Here is a 24314-nt window from a genome sequence, read left to right as displayed (position 1 = left end):
CATGACAAATACCTTAACAGATCTCAAAAAGCTCTCGGCTAGTATCGAAACTCATGTAGGAAATAAAATACGAGAACGACGCATTTGTTTAAAATTAAAGCAAAGTGATATCGCCGGTAAAATGGGCATAACTGGTCAGCAAATTCATAAGTATGAGAAAGGAGTCGACCGTATCCCCGCCAGCCGACTTTATGAATTATCTAAGATTTTGTTTGTATCGCTTGATTTCTTTTATGAAGGTCTGGAGGGAGAGGCCTCCCTTTCCAAAGGCCAAGAATTAGTTGTTACTTGTGCTAATATGAAAGGTAAAAAGGTCAAAATAGAATTCTTAAATCTTGAAGTAATCCTCTGCGATCTGGAGAACTTATAGAAAAAAAGATAGTATAGCAGCCAGAGAACTGACTAAAACCCATCACTCCTTGTGTCAAGTTGACGCTATACTCAAAATAGAGTCGTCACGAGTGGGTCGAGCCAGCCGTAGATCTAAATTTAGAAATCGGCTTCTGCAAGGAGTGTGAATATAATTGCCCATTAATTCCATTGCTTTCTGGTGGATTTTAGGCGATCATAGTATAGGTCCTCTCATGCCTATCTAGGTGTGTAAAAGCTTAGTCACCACACTAAAAGTAATATTATGAACCGACAGTTTGATGATCTTCTGGAAAAGCTGAAAGCACAAGATCCCTCAACCAATGAGAAACTTGTGCGGGATGCTTATGATTTTTCCATGAAAGCACATGGCTCGCAGCTGCGCGCTTCGGGAGATCCTTACTTCACCCATCCTCTGGCAGTCTCCCAAATCCTTACCGACCTGAGGATGGATCATCAATCGGTGATCACCGGTTTTTTACATGATACCATTGAAGATACACTTGTTTCTTTTGAGGAAATCAAGGAACGGTTTGGCCCAGATATCGCCCATCTTGTCGATGGCGTTACCAAACTTTCACAGCTGGAATTGCAATCCGAACACACCAAGCAAGCTGAAAATTTCCGCAAGCTTGTGCTTGCCATGTCATCGGACATCCGCGTTCTGATTATTAAGCTAGCTGACCGGCTTCACAACATGCGCACGCTCCACTATATCACTTCGGATGAGAAAAAGCGTCGCATTTCTCGGGAGACAATGGACATCTATGCCCCCCTTGCTGAACGGATGGGGATGAAGAAACTAAAGGATGAACTAGAAGACATTGCCTTTTCTTACCTCAATCCTGAAGCAAGGGAATCATTGCAAAGCCGTCTGAACTTCCTCTATGAGAATGCTGATTACACAGTTGAAGCAATCATTGAAGACATCATGCGCGCTCTTAAAGAGCATCATATGACAGCTGTGGTCAATGGTCGTCAAAAAACACCCTACTCCATCTGGCACAAAATGCAGCACAAAAGAATTGCTTTTGAGCAACTCTCTGACATCATGGCATTTCGGATTGTGGTGAACTCAATTGCTGAGTGCTACCAGGCCTTAGGCGCTTTGCATAATCAATACCTTGTCTTACCGGGACGCTTTAAAGATTACATCTCCACCCCCAAACCCAACGGTTATCAATCGCTTCATACTGGGCTCATTGGCCCGTTTAATAGCCGTATCGAGATTCAAATTCGCACAAAAGAAATGCATTCCATCGCTGAGTATGGTATTGCAGCCCACTGGCAGTATAAGCAAGACTTCTCCCATGATGGCAAACAATATGCCTGGCTGCGCGGATTGCTTGACATTTTGGAGCAAACCACCAATCCAGAAGAATTTATGGAGCATACGCGCCTTGAGATGTTTCAGGATCAGGTTTTTTGTTTTACTCCAAAGGGTGATTTAATCTCGCTTCCAAGGGGGGCTACCAGTATTGACTTTGCCTATGCTGTCCACTCCGCTATTGGTGATCATGCGACTGCCGTTAAAATTAATGGGCGGCTGATGCCCCTTCGCACTGTTCTCAATAATGGAGATCAGGTTGATATAGTCACCTCCAAGACGCAAAATCCCTCTCCTACCTGGGAGCGATTTGTCGTTACTGGAAAAGCAAGATCCAGAATCCGTAAGTTTGTTCGCCTGCTGCAACGTGATCAATTCTCCAACTTAGGCAAGTCGATTGTCCAAAAAGCTTTTAATCACGAAAATGCTGAATTTACTGAAAAAGGGATGGAGCGGGTCGCCCGTCATTTCAAATATCAACATATCGACGATTTATACGCTGCTGTTGGTCAGGGAATTCACACACCCCGCGAAGTTCTTCAAATTGCGCTCCCTGATTTTAAAACTGGGCAAAAACCATCTTTGGAGGAAGAGCTTACCAAGAAAAAATTGCAAAGCTCAATCAATAAAGATAAAGACAGTTCAATTTCAATTAAAGGGTTGATTTCTGGAATGGCCGTCCATTTTTCTGGGTGCTGCCATCCGCTGCCCGGAGATAAAATTGTTGGAATTGTCAAAACCGGAAAAGGAGTTGCCATCCACACCACGGATTGTGATGTGGTTAAAACCTTTAAGGAAACCGACCGTCTGCTTGATCTTTCATGGGGTGATTATTTGACCCCAGATGATAAGTTCGTTGGCCGACTGAAGGCAACTTTCATTAACAAACAGGGATCTTTGGCTACATTTAGTACAGTGATCAGCAAACAAAATGGCAATATTGTGAATTTAAAAATTACCAATAGAACTCTCCATTTTTGGGATCTCATCCTCGATGTAGAGGTAAAAAACGTAGAGCACATCAACAGCATCATTGCCAGCCTTCGCACTCTTCCCATCACTAATTTTATTGATAGGATGTAAGGTCTATATGATTATTGGCATTGGGAATGATTTATGCGACTGCCGCCGTATCGAAGCAACTATTGGTCGGCACGGCCAGCGATTTCTCGATCGCATTTTTACAAAAAATGAACAGGCTCGCATCCTCAAACGCAATCAACAAGTTGCCAGTTTTGCTAAGCTTTTTTCTGCAAAAGAAGCGGTTGCAAAAGCTCTTGGCACTGGTCTAACCCGCGGTATTTCCTGGACGGATATAGAAATCACGCGCCAAGAACATCAACCGCCCCAAGTTTTATTACACAACAATGCTAAAACAGAGTTTGCAAAGCGCATTCCGATGGGAATGGATGGCCATGTTCACCTGACTATTACAGATGAGTGGCCTTATGCTCAAGCGTTTGCTATTCTATCTGCAACACCTAAAAACAGACCTATTTGAGAAGAAAGGATTTTTCATATGGACAGGACGATTAAGGAAATAAAAGGCTTATTGTGGGCTCTTATTTTCGCTCTGCTCATTCGCACATTTTTATTCCAACCCTTCAACATTCCTTCAGGATCCATGTATCCAACGTTGATGGTTGGCGATTATATTTTTGTCACCAAATACAGTTATGGGTTTAGTAAATACTCTTTCCCCTTTGCGATTGCGCCTCTTTCTAATCGCATTGCTGAAAATCGCAAGCCTGAAGTAGGTGAAGTCGTTGTTTTCACCAATCCCAAAGATACATCCATGGATTATATTAAACGCCTGGTCGGGCTGCCTGGTGACCGTATTCAGGTCAAAGCAGGGGTTTTGCATATTAATGGAGAGCCAGTAAAGCTTGAAAAAACAGATGATTATCCAATGATTGATTACCGAACTCAACAATTGATTGTGGTACCCCAATATATTGAAACGCTCCCCAATGGCAAGCAGCACAAAATTCTAAAGGCAATCCCCTTTGGTCAAGGAGCGTTAGATAATACAGAAGAGTATATTGTTCCCGCTGGGCATTATTTTATGATGGGCGATAACCGCGACAACTCTCAAGATAGCCGGGTTTTAGACAAAGTGGGTTATATCCCGGAAGAGTACTTGATTGGGCCAGCTAAGGTTATCTTCTTCTCAACGGAGGCTAAATGGTTTGAGCCAAATGCCTGGATCAGTGGGATTCGTCCTAAGCGCGTCCTCACAATGATTGATTAGTTTTTTTGGGGGGATAGAGCAATCTAGTCCCCACTTTACCATAAACACCTCTTACAGTGAGTTCTCTCACAAACATAAAATTGAGCCGTAAAGCATTTTAACCTCATTAGAACTCAAAATAGGGCCGTGATAGCCACAGACGCAAACTCAAAAATAGGCCTTTTTAGGTATTTTCAGTATATTCATCGGATCTTAAAAAAATTACTTGAATACCTCCAACATTTTCAGCTATTTATAATGTGAGCTATTTTGCATCTATAAATTAGGATACAATTAGGCTCCTTGCCAAGTTTTTGGCTGTGGCTTGAACCCAAGTTAACATCCATAAGGAGTTGTTATGAGTTTTTACGAAACAGTTTTCATTGTTCGTCAAGATTCCACACCTGCACAGGTTGAATCATTGGCGCAAGATTATACAAAAATTATTCGCGATCACGGTGGTGAAGTTAGCAAAACAGAGTTTTGTGGTCTTCGCACTCTTGCCTATCGAATTAAAAAGAACAAAAAAGGTCATTACGTTTTGATGAACGTTCAATCTTCTCCAGCAGGCATTGCTGAAATGGAACGATTGATCAAGTTGAATGAAAACATATTGCGTCATTTGACAGTTCGCGTTGAAGCTTTGGACCCAAATCCATCCCCTTTAATGCAACAAAAGAACTTCCAAATTGATCGTCCCCGCTCCTTTGATGAAGATCAAGATGATGTAGGAATCACAACAGAGACGGAGTCTGTATAATGGCTTATAATCGCGATAATAATGAAGGCCAAACTGGTCGCCCCCAAGTACGCCGTCAATTCTTCCGTCGTCGCAAGACATGTCCATTTTCTGGTCAAAATGCGATGAAGATTGACTATAAAGACATTCGCACCCTTTCAAAATTTATTTCTGAACGTGGCAAAATTATCCCAAGCCGCATCAGTGCTGTTTCCGTTAAAAAACAACGTGAACTCTCTGTTGCAATTAAGCGTTCTCGCTTCTTAGCGTTGATGCCTTACGTTAGCGACTAATGTTGTATACCAAAAATAACCTAAAGGGGCTGGGCTGTGCCTGTGCATCTTTGGGTTTATTTTTGCCTTGGCACTCATTAAAGAGTATGCGCCTTGTGGGTCCAGCCAAAACCCAAATTGTCTCAGATCTTTTTGGTATAATTGCGCCTCCTCGGATTACTTTGGTATAGAAGAGTATGATGAAAAATAAAATATTAGAAATCAGCCCTTTGCAATTATCTATATTATGCGGTCTAATAAGTGCCGCATTTTCATTTTCTAGCGCCTTTATTTTTCATTATCCTTTTTTCTTTATTATTTTCTTTGCCTTAAGCTATTTTTGGTTAACCCCCATTTTATTGGTTAGCCTAATACATGGTAGCAAATATGGTCTCGTCTCCAGCCTTATTGTCATTGGCCTTGATACGCTCATAGCGGGACCAATCCCTGCCTCCCTGACCCTTTGCACTAGCCTATTTCCAGCATTATACTTAACCCATCTCATTCAACAAAAAAACAATTCTAATTCCTTTGGTTTAGGAGCTGCGGTTTCACGCGTGTGTTTAGTCTATTTAGGTCTCATGGTTTTTGCTTTGGTCTTTATTTTTGATGCAGATACCGTAAAACAAACTGCGGCAAGCTTTATAAAAACTCTTAGCAATGCAAATATACCCAACCATAGTATATCTCACCTTTCAGAATCATTTATACAGCTTTTCCCTGCGTTTTTGTGTCTCTCAACGATAATCTCATTAATTATCAATATAATTGTGACATTGAGATTATTAGGATCCATCTCACCTGAAATTCGGCCCTATTTCTTGGCTAACGACTTGCGAATGCCAAAGTTTTGGGACATTATTTTCTTATTCGGTGTATTGCTACTATTGACACGACACGAAATGTTTGCTTTTATTGGCAAAAATGTTTTGCTTTTATCTTGCTTACCTTTATATCTATATGGATTAAGCATTGTACATGGTTGGTTAAACAGGTTAGAAAATTGGCTATTGTGGATGATATTTACTATCATACTTTCAATACTTCTTATCTGGCCGGCAATGTTAGTTATTTTATTAGGGTTGCTTGGTCCAATTTTTAGAATACAAAAAGATACAAATAAAAGCAGCTAGTGATTTTAGGAGTTAAAAAAGTATGCAAGTCATTTTATTAGAAAGAATTGAAAAGCTCGGTCAAATGGGCCAAATCGTAATGGTAAAACCTGGTTACGCACGTAACTTTTTGTTGCCAAAGAAAAAAGCGATCCGCGCCACAAAAGAGAACCTCTCTCATTTTGAAACTCAAAGAGCACAGTTAGAAGCTAACAACTTAAAACGTCGCGACGAAGCTCAATATGTTGCTGACAAAATGAGGGGCGCCTATATTAGTATTGTTCGCCAAGCAAGTGAAATGGGGCACCTTTATGGGTCAGTTCGCAGTAGCGATATTGCATCTGGTCTTCTTAACATTGGCTTTACCGTGACTAAAGCACAGATCAAATTGTTAACACCTATTAAAACAATTGGCGCACACATTGCCAATGTTATCTTGCATCCTGAAGTTATTGTCGAAGTTAACGTGGTTATAGCTAAATCAGCTGAGGAAGCAGCTTTGAAAATTGCTGAAGAAAAAACAAAGAAACAAAAGCCTCAACAATCAGAAGAAGCTTAAGCTTCCCCGAGCCATAGCCTCATTTTTTTCCTATTCATAGAAAAAGCCTCATAATGAGGTTTTTTCTGATGAAATAAAATCGGACATTACCTAGAATGTTAATTCAAAAAAAAATATTTTATCTTTTTGAATATTCTCTTATCTATATTTTTTGCCTTTTCTGCCGTCTTTTTTCTTTAAAAACAGCCTCTGCTATTGGGGGTGGGGTGGGACGTATTCTACTTAAGTTTGTAAGAAATGGTGTCAAACAAAAAAACTTAGCCCAAGCTATTCCCAATCTCGATAAAAAAACTGAACACGATATACTTCAAAAATGTGATGAGAATTTTGGCCGCAATTTTGTGGAATATTTTTTTCTCGATAGATTGAATGAAGAATCTGATCTAAAGGTAACGATTAAAACTCCAGAAATTATTGAGCACAGCCAACAAAATGATCGTCCCAAAATTGTTATCACTGCCCATTACGGAAATTGGGAAATTGCTCTTTGGGCCATGGGTCAAGCGGGTATTTCCCTAAACCCGATCTATCGGCAGATGAATAATCCCTATGTAAATGAGATGATTCTGAAACTCCGGAGTCACATTACTGAGCACCAAATAAAAAAAGGATCTACCGCCGGCAAAGATTCTTTGAGAATTTTGCGTCAAGGCAAAAATCTGGTGTTACTTGTTGATCAAAAAATGAATGAGGGAGTGGCTGTTCCCTTCTTTGGTAAAGATGCAATGACGCCAAGTGGTGTCATCAAACTTGCGTTACTTTCAAATGCTGAAATTATTCCTGCCCGCATTATCAGAAAAAATAGTATTGATTTTGATATTTTTTTGGAACCTCCCATTGAATATGACAAAAGTTCTCCAACAGTTACCTATGATACTTTGCTGAAAATTAACCAGACACTTGAAAAATGGATTCTCGACAAACCTGAACAATGGTTTTGGTTTCACAGACGTTGGGAAAAACCATTTTACCAGAAACAAGATTAACCGCTATACTAATAAGGTATATCACCCGCATACTAAGGTAACTTTTATGACTTATGTCCCTCCCCCTTTGGCACTAGAACTGGCTTCTGGTATTAAAGTCAGGGACGCCCGAGCACTAGCTAAGACGATTACCCTTCTTGAATCTCGCCTTAGTTATAAAAAGGCAATAGGCCTGGAAGTACTATCAGTCTTAAAAATAGATAATTCTTATATTAGCCGTAAAATTGCCTTTACTGGACCACCGGGTGTAGGTAAGTCAACGCTCATCGAGAGTGTTGGTTTGTCGCTTGTAAAAAAAGGCTTTACCTTAGCTATATTGACAATCGATCCTTCCTCCCCTATTAGTGGTGGCTCAGTTTTGGCTGATAAAACTCGGATGCAGCGATTGAGCAATTGTGAGGAAGTTTTTATCAGGCCTAGTGCGTCAGGCAAAGGATATCTTGGCGGTATTACCGCGGCGACACTCGATATAATGGACGTGATTGAGGCTGCAGGTTATGATTTCATCTTAGTAGAAACCATTGGGATTGGCCAAAATGAAGTGGATATTAAAGATTTAGTCGATCAACTTATTCTAATTCTTCCGCCCGCAGCTGGGGATGAACTTCAAGGCCTAAAAAAAGGAATTATAGAAGTTGTGGATCTTATTGCAGTTAACAAGCATGATGGCGCTTTGAAAAAAACGGCAGAATTGACAGCCATGCACTATGGATCAGCATTGTCTGTCTTAACAGGACATAAAACCCCCGTTAAGCTGTGCTCTGCGAAGGATGGCACGGGGATCGGTGAAATTATAGAAATGATGTGTTCATATCTTCTCAGTCCTGAAGAGCGCCAGCAGAAGCAAGTTCATTTATTAGATAGAATCGCTCCGCAAGAAATGCTTGAGATCCTCCTTCAATCTCCTCCTATAAAGCGATTATTTGCTGCTCAAAAATTGGCTATGGAAACAAAGGAATCCTCTTTAAAGCAATCGCTTACCACCATGACAGACTACCTAAAATCATGTTTAGAAATGGATAAAAATTTATGATATCTAATCTGTGCGCAAGCATCTTAATTCTTTTAGTATTTCCTGCTTTTGCCCAACCTTTCAAAGAAAAAATTGAGATCTCTGTGAATAAAATTACAGGAATTCAAAGTGGTATTTTTGATAGAGGCTTTACGTGGGTGGGAATTGATCACTTTGAAAATGGAGTTATCGTGTTTTTTGATAAACAAATGACTCCTATTTTAGAGTTTAAAAATGTGGGTAAAATTGCTGATTTTCGCATCGAAAACAAACTTCTTAGTACTCCTTTGTTAGAAATTGAATTTGAACGTCAGTACATTGAAAATGGTCAGATATATACAGCTACTGTGGCAGATTTATTTGAAATATATGATTCTCAAATACGTAAAATTTACTCCTATACTAAAAGGTTACAGTATACAATTAAAGAATTAGGTCAAACACGGCAAATAATTTTCAAGGGAACACTGAAGGCAAATGAAAAGCATAAAAATACAGTCAAGTTAATTATCCAAACAAACCAAGCAATTAAAAAACTCAAACGGAGTTATTTAATTGATCAATTCATCTTGGATGATTCTGCTGCGTCACGAACTTTTAAATATAATACTACTTTTGACAATGAAGAAAAACTTGATAAGCCGCCGGTTAATTTAAACTTATTGGGAGGGACTTTGGAGTATAAACTTTTCAATAATAGTAAAAAGTGACTTGACGACAAGGGGTGAAGTAGGTTATTAATCTTGCAAGTTTGTATTTTTCCATTAGGAGCATTATTATGGCAAAGCGCTGCGCAATAACTGGTAAAGGCGTTCAATCGGGTAACAACGTAAGTCACGCAAACAACAAAACCCGCCGTCGTTTCTTACCAAACCTCCAAGAAGTTAGCTTTATGAGCGAAACACTAGGTCGCGCAATTCGTCTACGGATTTCTACAAATGCCATTCGTACCATTGAACATAATGGTGGTATTGATTCTTTTTTGATCAATGCAAAGGCAGATAAATTCGATACTAAAGTTGCTCGATTGAAAAAACTTATTATCAAGCATCAAGCTGAAGCTGCGAAATAAATTTTCAGGTTGTCTTATTATATTTACAATACTTGAAATGACATGAGGTAGGCTGGCAAGTTTTTGGCGGTATTGATTCGGGCGCCATGCTAATAAGTTGTGCACCTTAGTAGGTACCAGGATAAAATTGAATCCCAAAATACGAAGCCAGCAGCTCCTACCTCTAAATATTTTGAGGATATATTTACCGCGTTTTTAAATTCTAAGGCGCGGTTTTTTATTGGACGGGAGTTGAAGGGAAGTATGAGTACTTCCTCCGTTGTGATGTCATTCTCTGATTAGTTAGTAATTGACCCTTGCCAGAAGCCTGCTGCCCTCTTCCCCTATCGATTTCCAGTTTAGGCTCGAGAGCAGCATACGTGGATAAGAGTGACCTCACTTTTCAATACTTCCCACAAAATAACACATGAGTCAGAACGTATGGATCAACAATTTATTATCCCCTTTATTTCATTGTTGCAGCAATCCTCTAATGAGTGTGTTTCATGGATTACTTTTTTCTTTTGTGTCATCTTCATTTTAAGTTCCATGCGTTTATTTGGAATTGTTGGTCTTTATGCCTATAGTGTTTTGGCAACCATCACCGCCAATATTCAAGTATTAAAAGTGGTTAATTTTAGTTTTTCCCCTGAACCAGTGGCTTTAGGAACAATTATTTTTGCAACTGTGTTTCTAGTCAGTGATATTATTACAGAACATTATGGCAAAGAAGCAGCACAAAAAGGGGTTTGGTTGAGTTTTGTAATGCAAATTTTCATGACGATTTTTATGCTGCTCACTATTGGTCATCCCCCCCTCGCTAGCGACATCGTATACCACTCTGCTATCGAAACCTTGTTCCTGCCATCGCCTCGCTTGTTGATTGCTAGTTTAACGGCTTTTGCTCTAAGCCAACTGTTTGAAATTCATATATTTTATAAACTCCAGGTGGCAACTTCAGGAAAAATGTTATGGCTGCGCACAAATGTTTCATCCATTATTGCCGCGCTCCTCGATAATATAATTTTCAGCACGATCGCCTGGGTAATTTTAGCGCCTGTACCTGTAAGCTTGAAAAGTTTGGTATTTACCTATATTCTTTGCACATATTTAGCGAGAGTTATTGTAAGCCTGCTCTCAACTCCAATTATCTATCTAAGTTATAAGTGTTTGCCTAAAAATGACTGATTTTTCTTTTACTTATGTCCGCTCCTCGAAAAAAAACAAGGCACGTTTGGGCGTGTTAAAAACGCCAAATGGAACCATTCAAACGCCAGCCTTTATTTTTTGCGCGACTAAAGCTGCAATGAAAGCTGTTTCGCCGCAGGACATGGTGGGGGCCGGAACCCAAATGATTTTGTCAAACACCTATCACTTGATGCTGCAACCCGGGCCTGAAGTGGTCGCTGCAGCCGGTGGATTACATAAGTTTATGGGGTGGAAAGGACCGATGCTGACTGATTCAGGTGGTTTTCAGATTTTTAGCCTGGGACATGGATCGGTAGCTGATGAAATAAAAGGAAAACGGCAAAACGTACGCCCAAAAACACTGCTCAAGATTAATGAAGAAGGCGCCAAATTCAAATCCTATATTAATGGCCAAACCTATCTGCTCACTCCTGAGCGGTCGGTGGAAATTCAACGCTTACTCGGGCCTGACTTCGCTGTTGTACTTGATGAATGTACGCCATTCCATGTTGATAAACGCTATACCGAACGCTCTACCCGCATGAGTCATCGTTGGGCGCTTCGAAGCTTGAACGAGTTCAAAAAGCATGATAACGGCAAACAAAAACTTTACGGGATTATTCAAGGTGGTGTCTACGAGGATTTGCGTAAAGAAAGCTGCGATTTTGTTAACTCTCATGAGTTCTACGGTCATGCTGTGGGTGGGTCTCTTGGGGCGAGTAAGGAGCAAATGTACGACGTTGTAGCGATGACAACAGAGCTATTAAGCTCAGAGCGTCCAATTCACCTTCTTGGCATTGGTGGAATTCGTGATATCTTCAATGGTGTGGCTCAAGGAATTGACACCTTTGACTGTGTCCACCCAACACGCCTAGCGCGCCATGGTGGCGCTCTTGTGAAACCACACAACATGCCAGATGATTCTAGGCGCGAGCATATTAACTTACGCAATAGCCGCTATCGCGCGGACTTTACTCCCATTGAGTCTGATTGCGATTGTTCGACGTGCACAACTTTCACCAAAGGTTATATCCACCATCTCTTAAAAGCACAAGAACTGCTTGCACATACCCTTATTACTGTGCACAATGTTCGATATATGAATCGCCTGCTTGAAGCTATACGCCAAGCCATTCATGACGATCGTCTTGAAGAGGAGGCAAAAAACTGGCTCGTTGATTAGAGAGGTAAAACAATCAGAATAAGAAGTATAAATAATGAGGACTGGCATACGGCATTAATACATAATTAATCTCATTACTATACAACCTCAAGTAATAAACGCAGAACAGACTATTTTTCGCCAGCCTGAGATTTACAGTTACTTCTTGACTTAGAGCCAGATAAATTGAGAAAGACATAACAGAGATCGTGCCTCTACGCCGAAAAATGCACAAACGTTGATAACGACAGTAATATTATACCTAAACCCCTTAAAAAAACGGGATTATGGCCATCACATGGCAGGCCAGTCCGGTGAAGCGTTTTTTCCTTTTTTTAGTGAATATAAAAAGCCTCAATAAGAGGCTATTTTTGTCATATAATCATCAATAATTACACTATCATTGAGACTTTGCTGAGGCGCCGTTTTTTTATCTTTGTGCCCAATAGACAGGTTTTCTAAGATACTCACTCCTTTTTCCAGATTAAGGATAGTATCCTCTGTTTCTTTAATCACATCAGGATATGAAGGTGTTTGATCAGAGATTTGACCTATGGAGCAAACCCTAGTTGCCTTGCGTACAGCACTTGAAATCACTCTCCCTAATGTTAAGCTTTCTTGACTATTTTGCTGCGAAATATAATATTTTACAAAACTGTCATACAATCCGGCCCTCGTGCCAAAGCAACTTTGGAGCAATTTCTTGACTGTTTGAGCATGACGATGCTCGGAAGCAATTGTTTTATTCAACTGAATCAATCTGTCGTAATATCCACTCAAACGTTGCATTTGCTCAATGAATTTTGTAATATTTCCTTTCGACAAGCTAATTTTTAGACCTCTTGAATTTTTGAGTTGATACTTGAGATTGTACAAGAAAATATTGAGAGCTCGATCGGAGTATTGTGCTGTCTCCACATATGATTTTAGCTTCTCAAAATCAAAGAAAATGGGATAAAATCTTTTATTATCTGCGAACTGCTGCTGACGTTGAGCTACTTCTTCTTGCAAAGTTGCCACCTTCACTTTTCCTTTTAATCGCTCAAGATACCACCCATAACTACTCAAAATTGAGTCAAACTTCATAAATATTTGCGGCAATAATATCTCGCTTGTCTCTTGATAGGAAGTTGTTTTATCCACAATATTTCCTTCCATAAAATAGCGGTGCAATTTTGCATTCATACTATTAGAAATACGTGAGAACAAATCAATGTCAGCAATATTAATGTCCGTTTTAATTTTTTTGAGATACCCTAATCGCATTTGAATGCGCAAGGAATCAATCTCACGCAAAAATAAAAAACTCTGTTTTATAAAACCATGGGCATCCATAAATGGATTGGGTAACTTTTTCTCTGTAAAATCAGCAATTTTAAAGACCTCAGTCTGAAGCTGCATGATAGTTTGCATAATACTTCCCACATGCTCATAGATTTCTAATAACTGCATCACTGATCTGCGATAATTATCAAAACTTGTCTTTTCTGTCTGCCAATTAAAGCGAGATCCAGTGGGCAATTTATCGCTAGTTTGTAAATTATCACCAGACACTTCACTAACAATCGTTTGGGTTAACCATTTTGCATAAATAAATCGATCTTCTTCAACAGCCTGAATATATGTTTTAAAAGCTTCTTCTGGTGTAAACTTTTGCTGATAGGTTTGAGGCAAGTTCTGCATCGTTTTCTCGATATAACGCTCTGCTATAATCTTTAACTCATCCCAGTGTCTTGGCTCCTTTATTTCTCCACTGAAGAGTGAAATTTTATGCGCCACATAATTTAATCCATCCTGGGCATACTTAGAAAAGGTTGACTGTTGTTTTGTCTGCAGCATCATATTCAAATAAGAGGCGTTAAGTTCCGCTATTAGATTAGCAAGCTTAGCTTTCTCGACAATCGAAGGATATTTTTGCATAGCATTTTCTGTTATATTTTCAGCAAGCTTCGGATCCCTCACTAATTGCTGCCAAATAAATTGGTAATCACGAAAATAGGTTATAAAAGCATCCATTTTGCGGGACTCCTCCCATCGGAGCTGCCAGATTTTTAGCATTTTTTCATTCACATCAATCTTCTCTTGTGCCCCTTGTGTATGAGAAGCTAATAATGGTGTCCCTTGGATAGACGCAATAAAAGATCGATGAGCAAGTGAACTATCATTTAACTGCCACATATGTTTCCAGGCAAAATTAGCTGCAGCTTTGTAATTTCCTTGCTCGTTCAAAGAAACAAATTTGCCTTCCACACATTTGCGACTAATCGCTGGGCCATATTTTTTATAAACCCAATGGCCAATGGAATAAAATTGGCTTAGAGTTGCTTGATCAACCTCATCGACTTCTTTGCGATATTTATTTTCTAACTTTTTATAAAGTTTTTCCTCTAAATTAATAAGTTTACCATTGAGTATTTCCGTCAACATCTCATACCAGGATGTATTTTTGTCGCCATGTCCACCATCAATCCATGGGTCATTAAACAACAATTTTGCATATAGCTTCTTCGCCTCACTGTACGAGGCTCTAGCAAAAACTGAATCTGGAACAGGGATTAAAGCTTCATATTCTGCAACGATACGCCTTTGCGGTGGGGGGGCAAGTTCAGTGACGGGAAACTGCTCTACAGATAGGAGCGGCGAGAGCAAATGAAAAACAAAAGAAGTTTTATCGGTCATACATCTTTCCTTTTCAAAACGGTCTAATTTTGGTGTGTTGCCACGCTGGCCTGCTCACGAATATTCTTTAATACCCAATAAAAAGACATTAAAGTCGGTAAAAAAGCTGTTATTGCTATTATCACATTCCCATCATAAACTTGGGAGGTATAGACAATCGCCACACCAAAGGAAAGCCATGCAACAACGTCGGCCGGTATTAATTTTCGGTATACTGGCTGTTTATTTCCTAATATTGCCATAACAAGCTGTAATTCTTTAATCTCTGTTTTGTGCACTTTATTTTCTTCTTGTAATGCTGCAATCGACTCTTGCTGCTTCTCAATTTTTTGGTTTAACAGCGCGACGCTATTTTCGACACTGAGATTTGTATGCGCAACTACTGTCATTCTCCTTCCATTCCTTGAATTTTCGGAAAAAGAAAGTGTATCAGTCCCCTTTTCCGCCCCACTGCATGAACCACAAATTCCCAGAAGAATGAGGAAAATATTTAAAACTTCCATAAAAGCCACCATATTGATTACTATTTTTTTTGCAAAACTCCATGACACAACAATATTATTATACTCTACGTTCCACAATAACTTATTAATTTCATTTTTAATTTTTTTAAGAGAATTATATTACATTCATTTGTGAGTTTATGGTTTTGGCAAATTACCTCACGACACTCATTCATAAATGACGTAAATGGTGGGGTTTCTATAAAGAGAGCAGGCTCTGTCGCCGAGTAATAGAGAGGGTAGCGCCTAGGTTGCAGAACCTGAAGCGTAATATAAAAGAAAATAAAATCAAGTAATTACTGTAATTTTAATTGGAAATTTGATTTTTTATAGGACCAGCTTGGCGCTTAGTTTACTATAATAACCTAAGACAAAAACCCGAATAGCGCTGGAAAGGTTATAAATTGAATCGCTCTTCAGCCGATCATGATCTATATGTTGGACAAGCGCTCTCAATGACAGCCCTTCTTCTATAGCAATTTTTTTTAAAGCATCCCAAAATTCCGGCTCAAGGGAAATACTGGTGAGATGACCTGAGAGATTGATGGATTTTTTGACGATTCCTGTCATCTTTGATCTCTAGCTTCTCTCCCCTCTCTTCTGCTTAAAGAGGGTATTGAGACATATTTAGCTAAAAAAAGCCAAAGGAGATTTGATAAAATCAGGCGCACAGAGCTCTCCCTTAGTTTGAAGTAAAAAACTCAATTTTATCCAACGTGGCAATGACCTGGAAAGTCCCGTAATCAAGCGTCATATTTTTAATAATACCGTGATTTAAGACATCCTGCTTGATTTCATAATCTGGGTCAGGGCTTTTACTATTCAATGGATAAACCCCTAATTTCATTGACCAAACTTTGTTTAAATCTGCAGGCAGCGGTTTATCACTAATAATATTGAGCTTTGATTCTTTTGCAGGGGTAATCACCGTGTTCACCGCCACTGCTTCTTGCGTTTCAGCACTCCCATCAAAGACAATGTTTGAGACGACAGAATTTCCAAGCATTGCCTTTTGAACTGCATTAATTAAATGATGTAAAGGAAAAATTGTTTCATGGGGAATGTCCATTTCTGCATAATTTGGCAAATGATAAATCACTTTTCCAGGGGCTTTTTCTGCGCCCTTATGAGCCTCCCCACGAATGACATCCTCTTCTTGGCCATTCCTTAACGTGCGAGAATTAAAGCGATAATGATTACCGGCATAATCCTGCCAAGTTGCGACATTGGTGTTAACTTGCTCCCCTTCGCCGGAGGTTGAATAAATAATCAGACTTGAGTTTTGCTCAAACACCCAACCATCACCCGTATCAAAAATTTTAATTGTCATAAATCCATTTGCATCGTCAATGTCATCATTGACGGAGCCTTTATCAAGCGAAATTTTGTAGGTGGCTATGTGGGGTAAAATGATAGCAGCTGGATTCTGAGGAACAGTTTTCTCTTTTGATTGAGAATCACCTGAGTTTTGAGGTATTGCGTCATTTTTTGGCTTATTTTGAGCAGGAAAAGTCATTCCTGCAATTTTTTCTTTGCTAGAATTAACCGGCGAGGAATTTACCTGAAGATATTGATTAAAAAATTTTTTAATAGAACTAAGATATCCCTCGCCATTATTTGCCTGTACAGCAACACTCATTGATAAAAACAGTCCTAAACTACGCCCCAAAAACATTTTACAGCCTGATCCAAATATTAATACATTAGAGTCCCTTTAATAATTAATAATGCTTATCCCTTATAATATAAAGTAATATCCGCGTTTTACAGTGATATTTATGCAACAACGTGTCTATCCCATCACACCATTTACTCTTCGTAAAGATCAGCAGGAGCCTCTTTTAACAAAATCAACCCTTGTATTCCCTTTAAAATCATTTCAAAATAAAGTAAAATTAAATATTAGATTTCAAAATAACGTGGGATGAAAATGCGCATTAGCTTTAACGATAAAATTAGCCACGATTCAGGCGTTCTTGTTCTTTTACAATCCAGCACAACCCTTAACGGGATAACCAAAGACATTGACCAAAAATTAAATGGTCAAGTTAGAAAAATCCTCGGAGCTGACTCTTTTTCCTTTAAAAAGGGAAGTATTGTTAAGCTTCCACAGCCAGCAGGGCTCCCTTTTTCTGAAGTGATTGTAATTGGTGTGGATGCAGAAAAACCATTATCCGCCCAAGATATTGAAACTTTAGGGGCAAAAATTCACACCTCTCTAGGCAACTCCCAGGAAAAGTACGCGACAATTGTCACTTCAGAGATTAAGGCGAATGTGAAAGATCTTGTCGCTCCTGCTCTTATTGCCAATGGTGTATTGTTGAAATCATGGTGCTTTGATGATTATCGCACACAGCTTGAAAAATCTGACCGTTGCCAGACAAAAAGGTGGGAATTTATTACTGACGATACCGCCGCAGCAAAAGCAGATTTTAAAACACTTGAAGAAATCTCAGAAGGGGTCTTTTTGACGCGTCACGTTGTCTCCGAACCTCCAAATGTTATCTATCCAAAAACACTCGCTGAAAGAGCCAAAGAACTTGAAAAGCTCGGTGTTAGGGTTGAAATTTTTGATGAAAAAGATCTAAAAAAATTGGGATTAAACGCTCTCCTGGGCGTGGGTCTTGGCAGCGAAAAAGAATCGCACATGGTTGTGATGCATTGGGAAGGTGGTAAAAAAGACGCGGATCCTATCGCTTTCGTGGGCAAAGGAGTTACTTTTGATACGGGTGGAATCTCCATTAAGCCTGCTGGCGATATGGATGAAATGAAGTGGGATATGGCAGGTGCTGGCGTTGTTTTAGGATTAATGCGTGCTCTTGCGGGAAGAAAAGCAAAAGTGAATGCTATTGGTGTCATGGGTCTTGTGGAAAACATGCCTTCTGGCTCAGCACAACGCCCCGGTGACATTGTGAAATCCTTATCCGGGCAAACTATCGAGATCCTTAATACAGATGCCGAAGGTCGCCTGGTTTTGGCTGACGCTTTATGGTACACTCAAGACCGATTTAAACCAAAGACGATGATTGATTTGGCCACATTAACGGGAGCAATCATTATTTCTCTTGGCAATGAACATGCAGGACTCTTCTCAAACAGTGATGAACTTGCCAATAATCTGGCTGACTGCGGCCTAGCAACAGGTGAAAAATTGTGGCGCCTCCCCTTGGCAAAAGCTTATGACAAAGACATCGATTCTGTCGTTGCTGATATGAAAAACATCGGCTCTGGTCGGGGTGCTGGCAGCATTACCGCCGCCCAATTCTTGCAACGCTTTGTTAACAAGACAACTTGGGCTCACCTTGATATCGCGGGGACATCCTGGAATAAAAAAGGTGGGTCCCTGGCCCAAGCTGGCGCAACTGCTTTTGGTGTCAGGCTTTTGAATCATTTTGTTGCAACGCACTACGAACACTAACTCCCCCTTCCCCTTGAAACTTGGTCTCAGGGGGAAAATTTTTTGCGATAGGGCATTATGGAAGTTTCATTTTATCAGCTATTGAAAACACCGTTAGAAAAAGCACTCCCTAAACTGGTTGAAAAAATTTACCAAGGAGGTTACCGTGTCCTTATTGTTTGTGAGAGCCAAGAACGTGTTGAAGCATTAAATACCGTTTTATGGACCTTTTCTCCTGGCGCTTTTGTTCCGCACGGTTATGAAGGCGATCCTAAACATCAACCCATTTGGTTGACCACAGAACTAAAAAATGTGAATGAAGCTACTTTAGTCATTATCACGAATGGGGCCTACGTTGAAAGCTCAGAGTTTGAGAAATGTCTAGATGTATTTGATGGCAATGACGAGCTCAGTCTCAAAAGGGCAAGAGATCGTTATACTAAATATAAAAATGCAGGATTTCCCATGGCTTTTTGGCGCCAAAGTGAGACCGGTGCCTGGGAAACAATTTAAATTTCCTGTGAAATGGTGAATGAAATGAAGATACCCTACTCATTCACCTCTCAACCTAGCCCTAAAATGGCATCCACACCTTAAAAATTTTTAGGAGGATGACGCAGCCTACAAGAAAAAAACTATCTTCCCGCTTAGATCATTGACTGATTTCTTCGACGACAAGTATCTCCTGTAAAAAGATGAAAAAGCTCGTTACTTCCACTTATAAACTCTCTATGTGAGGCGCGGGGAGTTATATTCTTCAATAATCGTAAATTTTGTCTAGGTATCTGAGGCCCTTGTAACGGATGAAAGCACTTGAAGGTTATCATCCTCTTTGACCACGTCTGCACCGTTTACTGAATAGCAAAGCATCGGGTCAAGAAGACACAACCTTAACACCATTAATTCTGGAAGCCGTTAATATTAAGAGGCATCACTGTACCTAAGTTTTTAAATGTTAATTGTAACATTACTCTGGTATCGGGGCGAAGGTCGCGATCGCTATAGCCTAAACGGACCACTGATAAAGTTGTTTTCAAACACTCATTCTCATGGGCTAACATCACGCTTCTTGATAGTACTCTAACATCATTCACTTCAGGTCTTAGGTTACGAATTTCCCCATAAGTTAAAGTGACATCTTTATATCTAGCAGTTGTTATCCCCCAATTCATTTGTGAGCTTGTTTTCTTTGAAGTTGAATACCTTGAACCATAATAAATATGGCTAACATTTAAGGTTAAATAGTTGAAATTTAATCCTACAGAAGATTCAGCAACATCAAATCTAAATTGTTTTTTGCCCGTAATAAACCTGGATTGTAGCTGAATAAGTTGATGCGGTTTAAAATCAATTTTACCAACAATGCCAGAGCCGTCATTATCTTCACCAGATGAATATGGGAGTGCTGTTTTATGATCTAATCGCTGGATTTGGCCTAAAAACAAGAAGATATGTTTTTGATCTCTAAAGTAATTACGCGAATGGAAACCGTAAACAGCTCTATTCCCAGTATCAACACGGTCCACCCCATAGAAACGGTTCATCATATAAAGGTTTGTCGTATCCAAGGTAACAAAAGGGGTATCTTCGTTGGGAATATCAATAGAGTTCCCCGCTTGTGTTCCTGTGACAATCATCGCTGCGGGTTCAAGGATCCACTGTGAAGAATCGAAGAACTTCACTAAAGGATAACGCCAATTTAAAGAAACTTGGGGAAATAGACGGCGCCTAAATTCATGATAAGGATCATCGGTGGGAGTTACCTGATACCCGTTAATTGTATAGATATCCCCCCGCATTCTTGCCTTTAATTGCCAGACATCACCCCAATTGGAAACATATGGGACTTGGCCATAAAGGTCCAAAGAGCCACGACTCATCTTTCTGGCAACCTGACCAGGGATACTTGATTGACGACTTAAATTCAACATATTGACATTAAAGCCATACGTTTCCCCTAAATCCCCAGGCATTGTCTCAAAATTGTAGTCGATGACTGGGTAAATATACGGCACCACTTTAGGATTATCTGCCTGAAAAACATAGCTACGGACGACACCATAGCTTGTATCTTTAAACCGCTCTAGGGCCAAAGTAGAGGTTAAGGCTGTCTGTAATTCTATTGGTGATGTATTGCCAATCGTAATTGGGTAGCGTCTAAGATAAGTTAAATCACTCGCCCGACGAATCTTTGCCGTAAAGAGAACGTCTGGTGTTACCTCAACCCTAGTATCAAAGAAAGCATGCCAACGATGCTTTCCTGGGACGCGATAAGCATTGGGGTTGTTGGCTTGGGCGTTATGATTGTGGCTGTCGCCCGTAAAACTGGCGTTAATTCGCATATCTGCAGAAGAATAAAGATGACGATACTCTCCACCAATGATTGGCCCTTCTTTGCTTGTATATATAGGGTAAAGGGTTAAATCACTGTTTGGGCTGATATCCCAGAAAAATGGTTGTGCAAAGATAAAGCCAAAATCACCACTACTCCCAAATGTAGGTGTCAATAAACCGGTCTTGCGCTTGACACTTGGATCAGGGTGGAAAAAGTAAGGTGTATAGAAAACCGGAATTCCCCAAAAATCCATAAATAAGTTATGGTAAACAAGCTCTTTTTTCGCCGAATCATGAATAACTTTATTGGCTCTTAACTGCCATAAGGGCGGAGAATTTGGCTGTTTCTTACACACATGACAGGGAGAATAAACACCATTCCATAGAATAGTTTTTTGACCATGAAACCTCTGTCCTTTAATGGCCGCCATGCGGGAATTATCAACCAGAAGCATCTTAATATTATTTACAAACCCATCATCGAATTTATTTTTTAACTCTGCATAGTCACAAAAAGAAAAAATTCCGTCCTTATCCCGCAGCCAAACATTCCCTTCCGCATAAATAGTATCATTTTGCTGATCATATCTTAACGTATCTGCGTATAATAATTGGTGATCATGGGAGACATAGACTTTTCCTTCTGCAACAACAGTTTTGGTCTGTTCGTTGTAGTCCAAATCATCTGATATGAGAACAAAAGGATCTTCCTTCGACGATGTCGATGCTAAAGTAAATCCCAGCGAGGAGGATAATAACAGAACTGCTGCTGTAAGAGCTAGTGACCTAAAATTCATTTTTTTAAATAACATCGGTTTTATAAATTAATTTAACTTGAGTTTAATGTAGGAAAATTTCTTCCTTGGTCATCCGTGAACTACAAGAAGTTGATTTTTCATAGTAAATCTTACTTTTTTCTTGGCGCCTAAATCCATGTATAAAAATCTAACAGCCTGGATCTAGGGTCATGATTAAGTAAGATTTCTTTGAAAACCCTCTTCATCTAGCCTGAAGATAGCAAAAACTTTAAGATAACTGACATTCTTATTTATCCTTACATCGAATTTAAGTTAATTTTACTATATTTAAGACTTATCCTTCTTCAAGGTGCAATATTAATGTGTGGCTTAACAATAAAATTATTATTGTTGGACACCAAACCGCAATCAATATAGGTAGCTTTTCAGCTAATCCCAGAGCTAAGACCACGTTGTTTAAAAAGTAAAAAATTAATCCAGAAAATACGGCCAGAGCTACCAGCGTAACTGTCCCCCCCCGTCGAATGGGTCGCAGTGCGAACGATCCCGCCAAATAAATCATGGCAAAAAAGACTCCAAGAGATCCCCAAATACTATGCCAATGCAAGGAATAGCGCACTGCAGACAGTCCGGATTTCTTTAGCAATCTAATGTAATCAGGTAACTGCCAAAAGGATAAAAAGTCTGGTGGCAAGTTACTATCTAAGATTTTTTGAAAGGTGAGATATGTTTTCAGCTCATATGAGTCAACAATACGCGTCCCTTTCCCAAGACTAAAGATAGTTACATTTTCTAAAAGCCATTCGCCATTCTTGATTTTTGCTTGTTTCGCAAATAGTCGTTCCTGTAATCCTGCGGGCTCTGAAAAATTATGAAAGGTCACATTGCGAAACAATTTGTGAGGCACATCAATCGTTTCAAGGTTAATAATGCTTTGTCGATTATCTGTATTTTCACGCAACCAAATCCCATCATCAAAAATGCTAATTGTCACATTAGAATCTGAAAAAGCACGGCTTTCCATCTCACTCTGTTTTTGGGTGAGAATTGAGGAAATAGGATCTATAATGACAATGAGAATTAAAAATGCCATTACCACAACAGTACTAAAACCAGCAATAATCTGACGAATAGCGATGCCTAAATTACGAACAATTGTAATCTCGCTCGTTCGATTCAACTTCGAAAACGTAATAGTCGCAGCAATAAAAATAACAAATGGTAAAACTATCTGAATATGTTTGGGAATTTTCAGAATAATTAAATTAATAACCTCACCCAGTGAAACGGCTGAAGCTCCCACGAGTCGCCTGCTATACTCTGCAAACTCAGCCAAAGAAATCACAAATAATGCCACTCCCATAACAATCAAAATCCAAAGCAGAAATACTTTGGAAAAATATAGATTTATTTTGGAGAATAAGTACCTAAGAAACATGTCTCATACTTCTCTGATTAGTTCTTTGAAAAAGTGAGAAAACGTTCTTGGCCCTGGCCAAGCAAATAAAATAGAAAACAGTAAGCCCAATCAATAAAAGGTAAGCCACACATAAAACAAGATATGACTTGTTGATCATGTTAATCAAAGCATAGATAGTAATCTGCAATAAAACTCCAGAAGCCACCGTTAACAAAACAATCTTGCTATCCCCTCCCCGTTGATATGGTGAAGTTAAAAGAAGGACTACTACATGCAAGATAAAGAAGAAAGCAAGGTAAGATCCAATGATTCTTTTATGAGCCTCTGCCATCATTTTAAAGCGATCGGTGCTTGGGAGGTCCGCTGCGGGACACAATAACTGGGATAGAGAAAAAGCACTATCAGAGATAACGGCGGTGGCTTGCGGTTGCAAAACTTCCAGATCGTACAGTAACTCATGAAAGAAAAATGCTTTATTTTCTTCAATTTTTGTTGCCTGAATCTGCCGACAACCATTGAACAGCTCTAGATAAATCCGACCATTTTTTGTGATAACTTCACCCTTCTGGGCAAAAATGGAGACTTGCGGTTGGCCTGGTTCATCTTTGTATATAAAAACATTATGGAGTTTGTCGCCTTCTATATGGTCCTGCACGTAAATGGTCATCCCATTAAACTTAGAAAAAGCACCATCGCGTAAAATAGCTGAAGAAAATTCTTGGACAATGCTGTTCTTTAGGCCTGTAAATTTATCTGCCGATTGCGGCGCTATGCTGTTGCTCACCCAGAGCGTAAATCCTGCCAAAAACGCTCCCATGAGTAAAAATGGGCGCGCAATCTGCAAGAGACTCAATCCAGCTGACTGATAAATTACAAACTCGTTTTCACTACTAAGCTTATGAATGGTAGATGCCGTTGCAATCAAACAACAAATTGGTAAGATAACGATCACCAAACCTGGCAATAAAAACGCAATAATTTTGATAAACTTGGTGATAGTAATGCCATTATTTGCAACAATTTCTAAAAACCTCAAAGACTGTGTCAGCCAAGCAGTAAAAACCAATATAACAGTCAGCAACGTGACTGCTATAAAGAGTTGCCTCAATAAATGGCGTGAAATAATTGTTCCTTGCATCAACATTTTTATGGATTCATAGACTCTAACTACCTATATATAGTTTGATAATAAGGGTGGATAGCCCTTTCTAATTTT

At 39.5% G+C, this 24314-nt stretch carries 23 protein-coding genes; 16 read left to right on the top strand and 7 right to left on the bottom strand.

The genetic code is table 11. The annotated features are described in order from the left end of the window. Window position 1: 1 nt before the first annotated feature. From IG80_RS0100410 to tgt, 14 genes are all read left to right on the top strand, one after another. Window positions 2–370, top strand: coding sequence for a helix-turn-helix domain-containing protein (locus tag IG80_RS0100410; RefSeq protein WP_052045800.1), 369 nt, complete (start codon window positions 2–4; stop codon window positions 368–370). A 264-nt stretch (window positions 371–634) separates the two neighbouring features. Next, window positions 635–2779 (top strand): RelA/SpoT family protein, encoded by a 2145-nt coding sequence (locus tag IG80_RS0100405; protein WP_032112132.1) that lies wholly within the window; start codon window positions 635–637, stop codon window positions 2777–2779. 7 nt (window positions 2780–2786) lie between these two features. Continuing rightward, window positions 2787–3197, top strand: coding sequence for a holo-ACP synthase (gene acpS / locus IG80_RS0100400; RefSeq protein WP_032112131.1), 411 nt, complete (start codon window positions 2787–2789; stop codon window positions 3195–3197). Between the two features lie 18 nt (window positions 3198–3215). Then, window positions 3216–3947, top strand: a complete 732-nt coding sequence (gene lepB, locus IG80_RS0100395) for a signal peptidase I (protein ID WP_032112130.1) — start codon at window positions 3216–3218, stop codon at window positions 3945–3947. A 337-nt stretch (window positions 3948–4284) separates the two neighbouring features. Further along, window positions 4285–4686, top strand: coding sequence for a 30S ribosomal protein S6 (gene rpsF, locus IG80_RS0100390; RefSeq protein ID WP_032112129.1), 402 nt, complete (start codon window positions 4285–4287; stop codon window positions 4684–4686). After that, on the top strand, window positions 4686–4958 hold the full coding sequence (gene rpsR / locus IG80_RS0100385; protein ID WP_032112128.1) for a 30S ribosomal protein S18: 273 nt from the start codon (window positions 4686–4688) through the stop codon (window positions 4956–4958). The genes rpsF and rpsR overlap by 1 nt, the downstream gene beginning before the upstream one ends. A 176-nt stretch (window positions 4959–5134) precedes the next feature. Continuing rightward, window positions 5135–6070, top strand: coding sequence for a DUF2232 domain-containing protein (locus IG80_RS0100380; RefSeq protein ID WP_084755985.1), 936 nt, complete (start codon window positions 5135–5137; stop codon window positions 6068–6070). Between the two features lie 22 nt (window positions 6071–6092). Further along, the gene (gene rplI, locus IG80_RS0100375) at window positions 6093–6608 is read left to right on the top strand and encodes a 50S ribosomal protein L9 (RefSeq protein ID WP_032112126.1); all 516 of its coding nucleotides are present in this window, start codon (window positions 6093–6095) and stop codon (window positions 6606–6608) included. A gap of 95 nt (window positions 6609–6703) precedes the next feature. Then, window positions 6704–7594 (top strand): lysophospholipid acyltransferase family protein, encoded by an 891-nt coding sequence (locus IG80_RS0100370; protein ID WP_032112125.1) that lies wholly within the window; start codon window positions 6704–6706, stop codon window positions 7592–7594. A 46-nt stretch (window positions 7595–7640) separates the two neighbouring features. Continuing rightward, window positions 7641–8627, top strand: coding sequence for an ArgK/MeaB family GTPase (locus IG80_RS0100365; RefSeq protein ID WP_052045798.1), 987 nt, complete (start codon window positions 7641–7643; stop codon window positions 8625–8627). A gap of 83 nt (window positions 8628–8710) precedes the next feature. Beyond that, entirely contained in the window at window positions 8711–9316 is a 606-nt protein-coding gene (locus tag IG80_RS0100360) for a hypothetical protein (RefSeq protein WP_156961973.1), read from the top strand. Between the two features lie 68 nt (window positions 9317–9384). Beyond that, window positions 9385–9678, top strand: a complete 294-nt coding sequence (gene rpmB, locus IG80_RS0100355; RefSeq protein ID WP_032112123.1) for a 50S ribosomal protein L28 — start codon at window positions 9385–9387, stop codon at window positions 9676–9678. Window positions 9679–10047: 369 nt separating this feature from the next. Then, on the top strand, window positions 10048–10845 hold the full coding sequence (locus tag IG80_RS0100350; protein WP_232224291.1) for a queuosine precursor transporter: 798 nt from the start codon (window positions 10048–10050) through the stop codon (window positions 10843–10845). Continuing rightward, window positions 10838–12028, top strand: coding sequence for a tRNA guanosine(34) transglycosylase Tgt (gene tgt, locus IG80_RS0100345; protein WP_032112122.1), 1191 nt, complete (start codon window positions 10838–10840; stop codon window positions 12026–12028). Before IG80_RS0100350 ends, tgt begins: the two co-directional genes overlap by 8 nt. Before the next feature lie 333 nt (window positions 12029–12361). Here tgt and IG80_RS0100340 read toward each other — a convergent pair whose 3' ends face one another. From IG80_RS0100340 to IG80_RS0100325, 4 genes are all read right to left on the bottom strand, one after another. Next, the gene (locus tag IG80_RS0100340; protein ID WP_032112121.1) at window positions 12362–14686 is read right to left on the bottom strand and encodes a hypothetical protein; all 2325 of its coding nucleotides are present in this window, start codon (window positions 14684–14686) and stop codon (window positions 12362–12364) included. Between the two features lie 23 nt (window positions 14687–14709). Further along, window positions 14710–15189, bottom strand: a complete 480-nt coding sequence (locus tag IG80_RS0100335; protein ID WP_156961972.1) for a hypothetical protein — start codon at window positions 15187–15189, stop codon at window positions 14710–14712. Window positions 15190–15516: 327 nt separating this feature from the next. Next, a complete protein-coding gene (locus tag IG80_RS0100330) occupies window positions 15517–15759 on the bottom strand; it encodes a ribbon-helix-helix domain-containing protein (protein WP_032112119.1) in 243 nt (80 codons plus the stop codon). Between the two features lie 112 nt (window positions 15760–15871). Beyond that, entirely contained in the window at window positions 15872–16828 is a 957-nt protein-coding gene (locus IG80_RS0100325; protein WP_198027050.1) for an EipB family protein, read from the bottom strand. A 285-nt stretch (window positions 16829–17113) separates the two neighbouring features. Between IG80_RS0100325 and IG80_RS0100320 the strand changes: the two genes are divergently transcribed. Then, window positions 17114–18607 (top strand): leucyl aminopeptidase, encoded by a 1494-nt coding sequence (locus IG80_RS0100320; protein WP_232224290.1) that lies wholly within the window; start codon window positions 17114–17116, stop codon window positions 18605–18607. Between the two features lie 57 nt (window positions 18608–18664). Next, window positions 18665–19099: a DNA polymerase III subunit chi gene (locus tag IG80_RS0100315; RefSeq protein WP_052045794.1), complete on the top strand. Its 435-nt coding sequence runs from the start codon at window positions 18665–18667 to the stop codon at window positions 19097–19099. Window positions 19100–19485: 386 nt separating this feature from the next. Here the strand turns inward: IG80_RS0100315 and IG80_RS0100310 are convergent, their stop codons facing one another. The 3 genes from IG80_RS0100310 to IG80_RS0100300 all read right to left on the bottom strand — a co-directional run bounded on the left by IG80_RS0100310 (window position 19486) and on the right by IG80_RS0100300 (window position 24236). Then, the gene (locus IG80_RS0100310; RefSeq protein WP_032112116.1) at window positions 19486–21717 is read right to left on the bottom strand and encodes an LPS-assembly protein LptD; all 2232 of its coding nucleotides are present in this window, start codon (window positions 21715–21717) and stop codon (window positions 19486–19488) included. A 295-nt stretch (window positions 21718–22012) separates the two neighbouring features. Continuing rightward, a complete protein-coding gene (locus IG80_RS0100305; RefSeq protein WP_032112115.1) occupies window positions 22013–23116 on the bottom strand; it encodes an LptF/LptG family permease in 1104 nt (367 codons plus the stop codon). Next, complete coding sequence (locus tag IG80_RS0100300) at window positions 23106–24236, bottom strand: LptF/LptG family permease (protein ID WP_032112114.1); 1131 nt, start codon at window positions 24234–24236, stop codon at window positions 23106–23108. Before IG80_RS0100300 ends, IG80_RS0100305 begins: the two co-directional genes overlap by 11 nt. Window positions 24237–24314 lie beyond the last annotated feature (78 nt).

It is taken from the genome of Candidatus Paracaedibacter symbiosus (genome assembly GCF_000757605.1).
Taxonomy (GTDB): domain Bacteria; phylum Pseudomonadota; class Alphaproteobacteria; order Paracaedibacterales; family Paracaedibacteraceae; genus Paracaedibacter_A; species Paracaedibacter_A symbiosus.
Note: the sequence above shows the minus strand (reverse complement) of the source record. Positions and strands in the feature narration are given on the sequence as shown.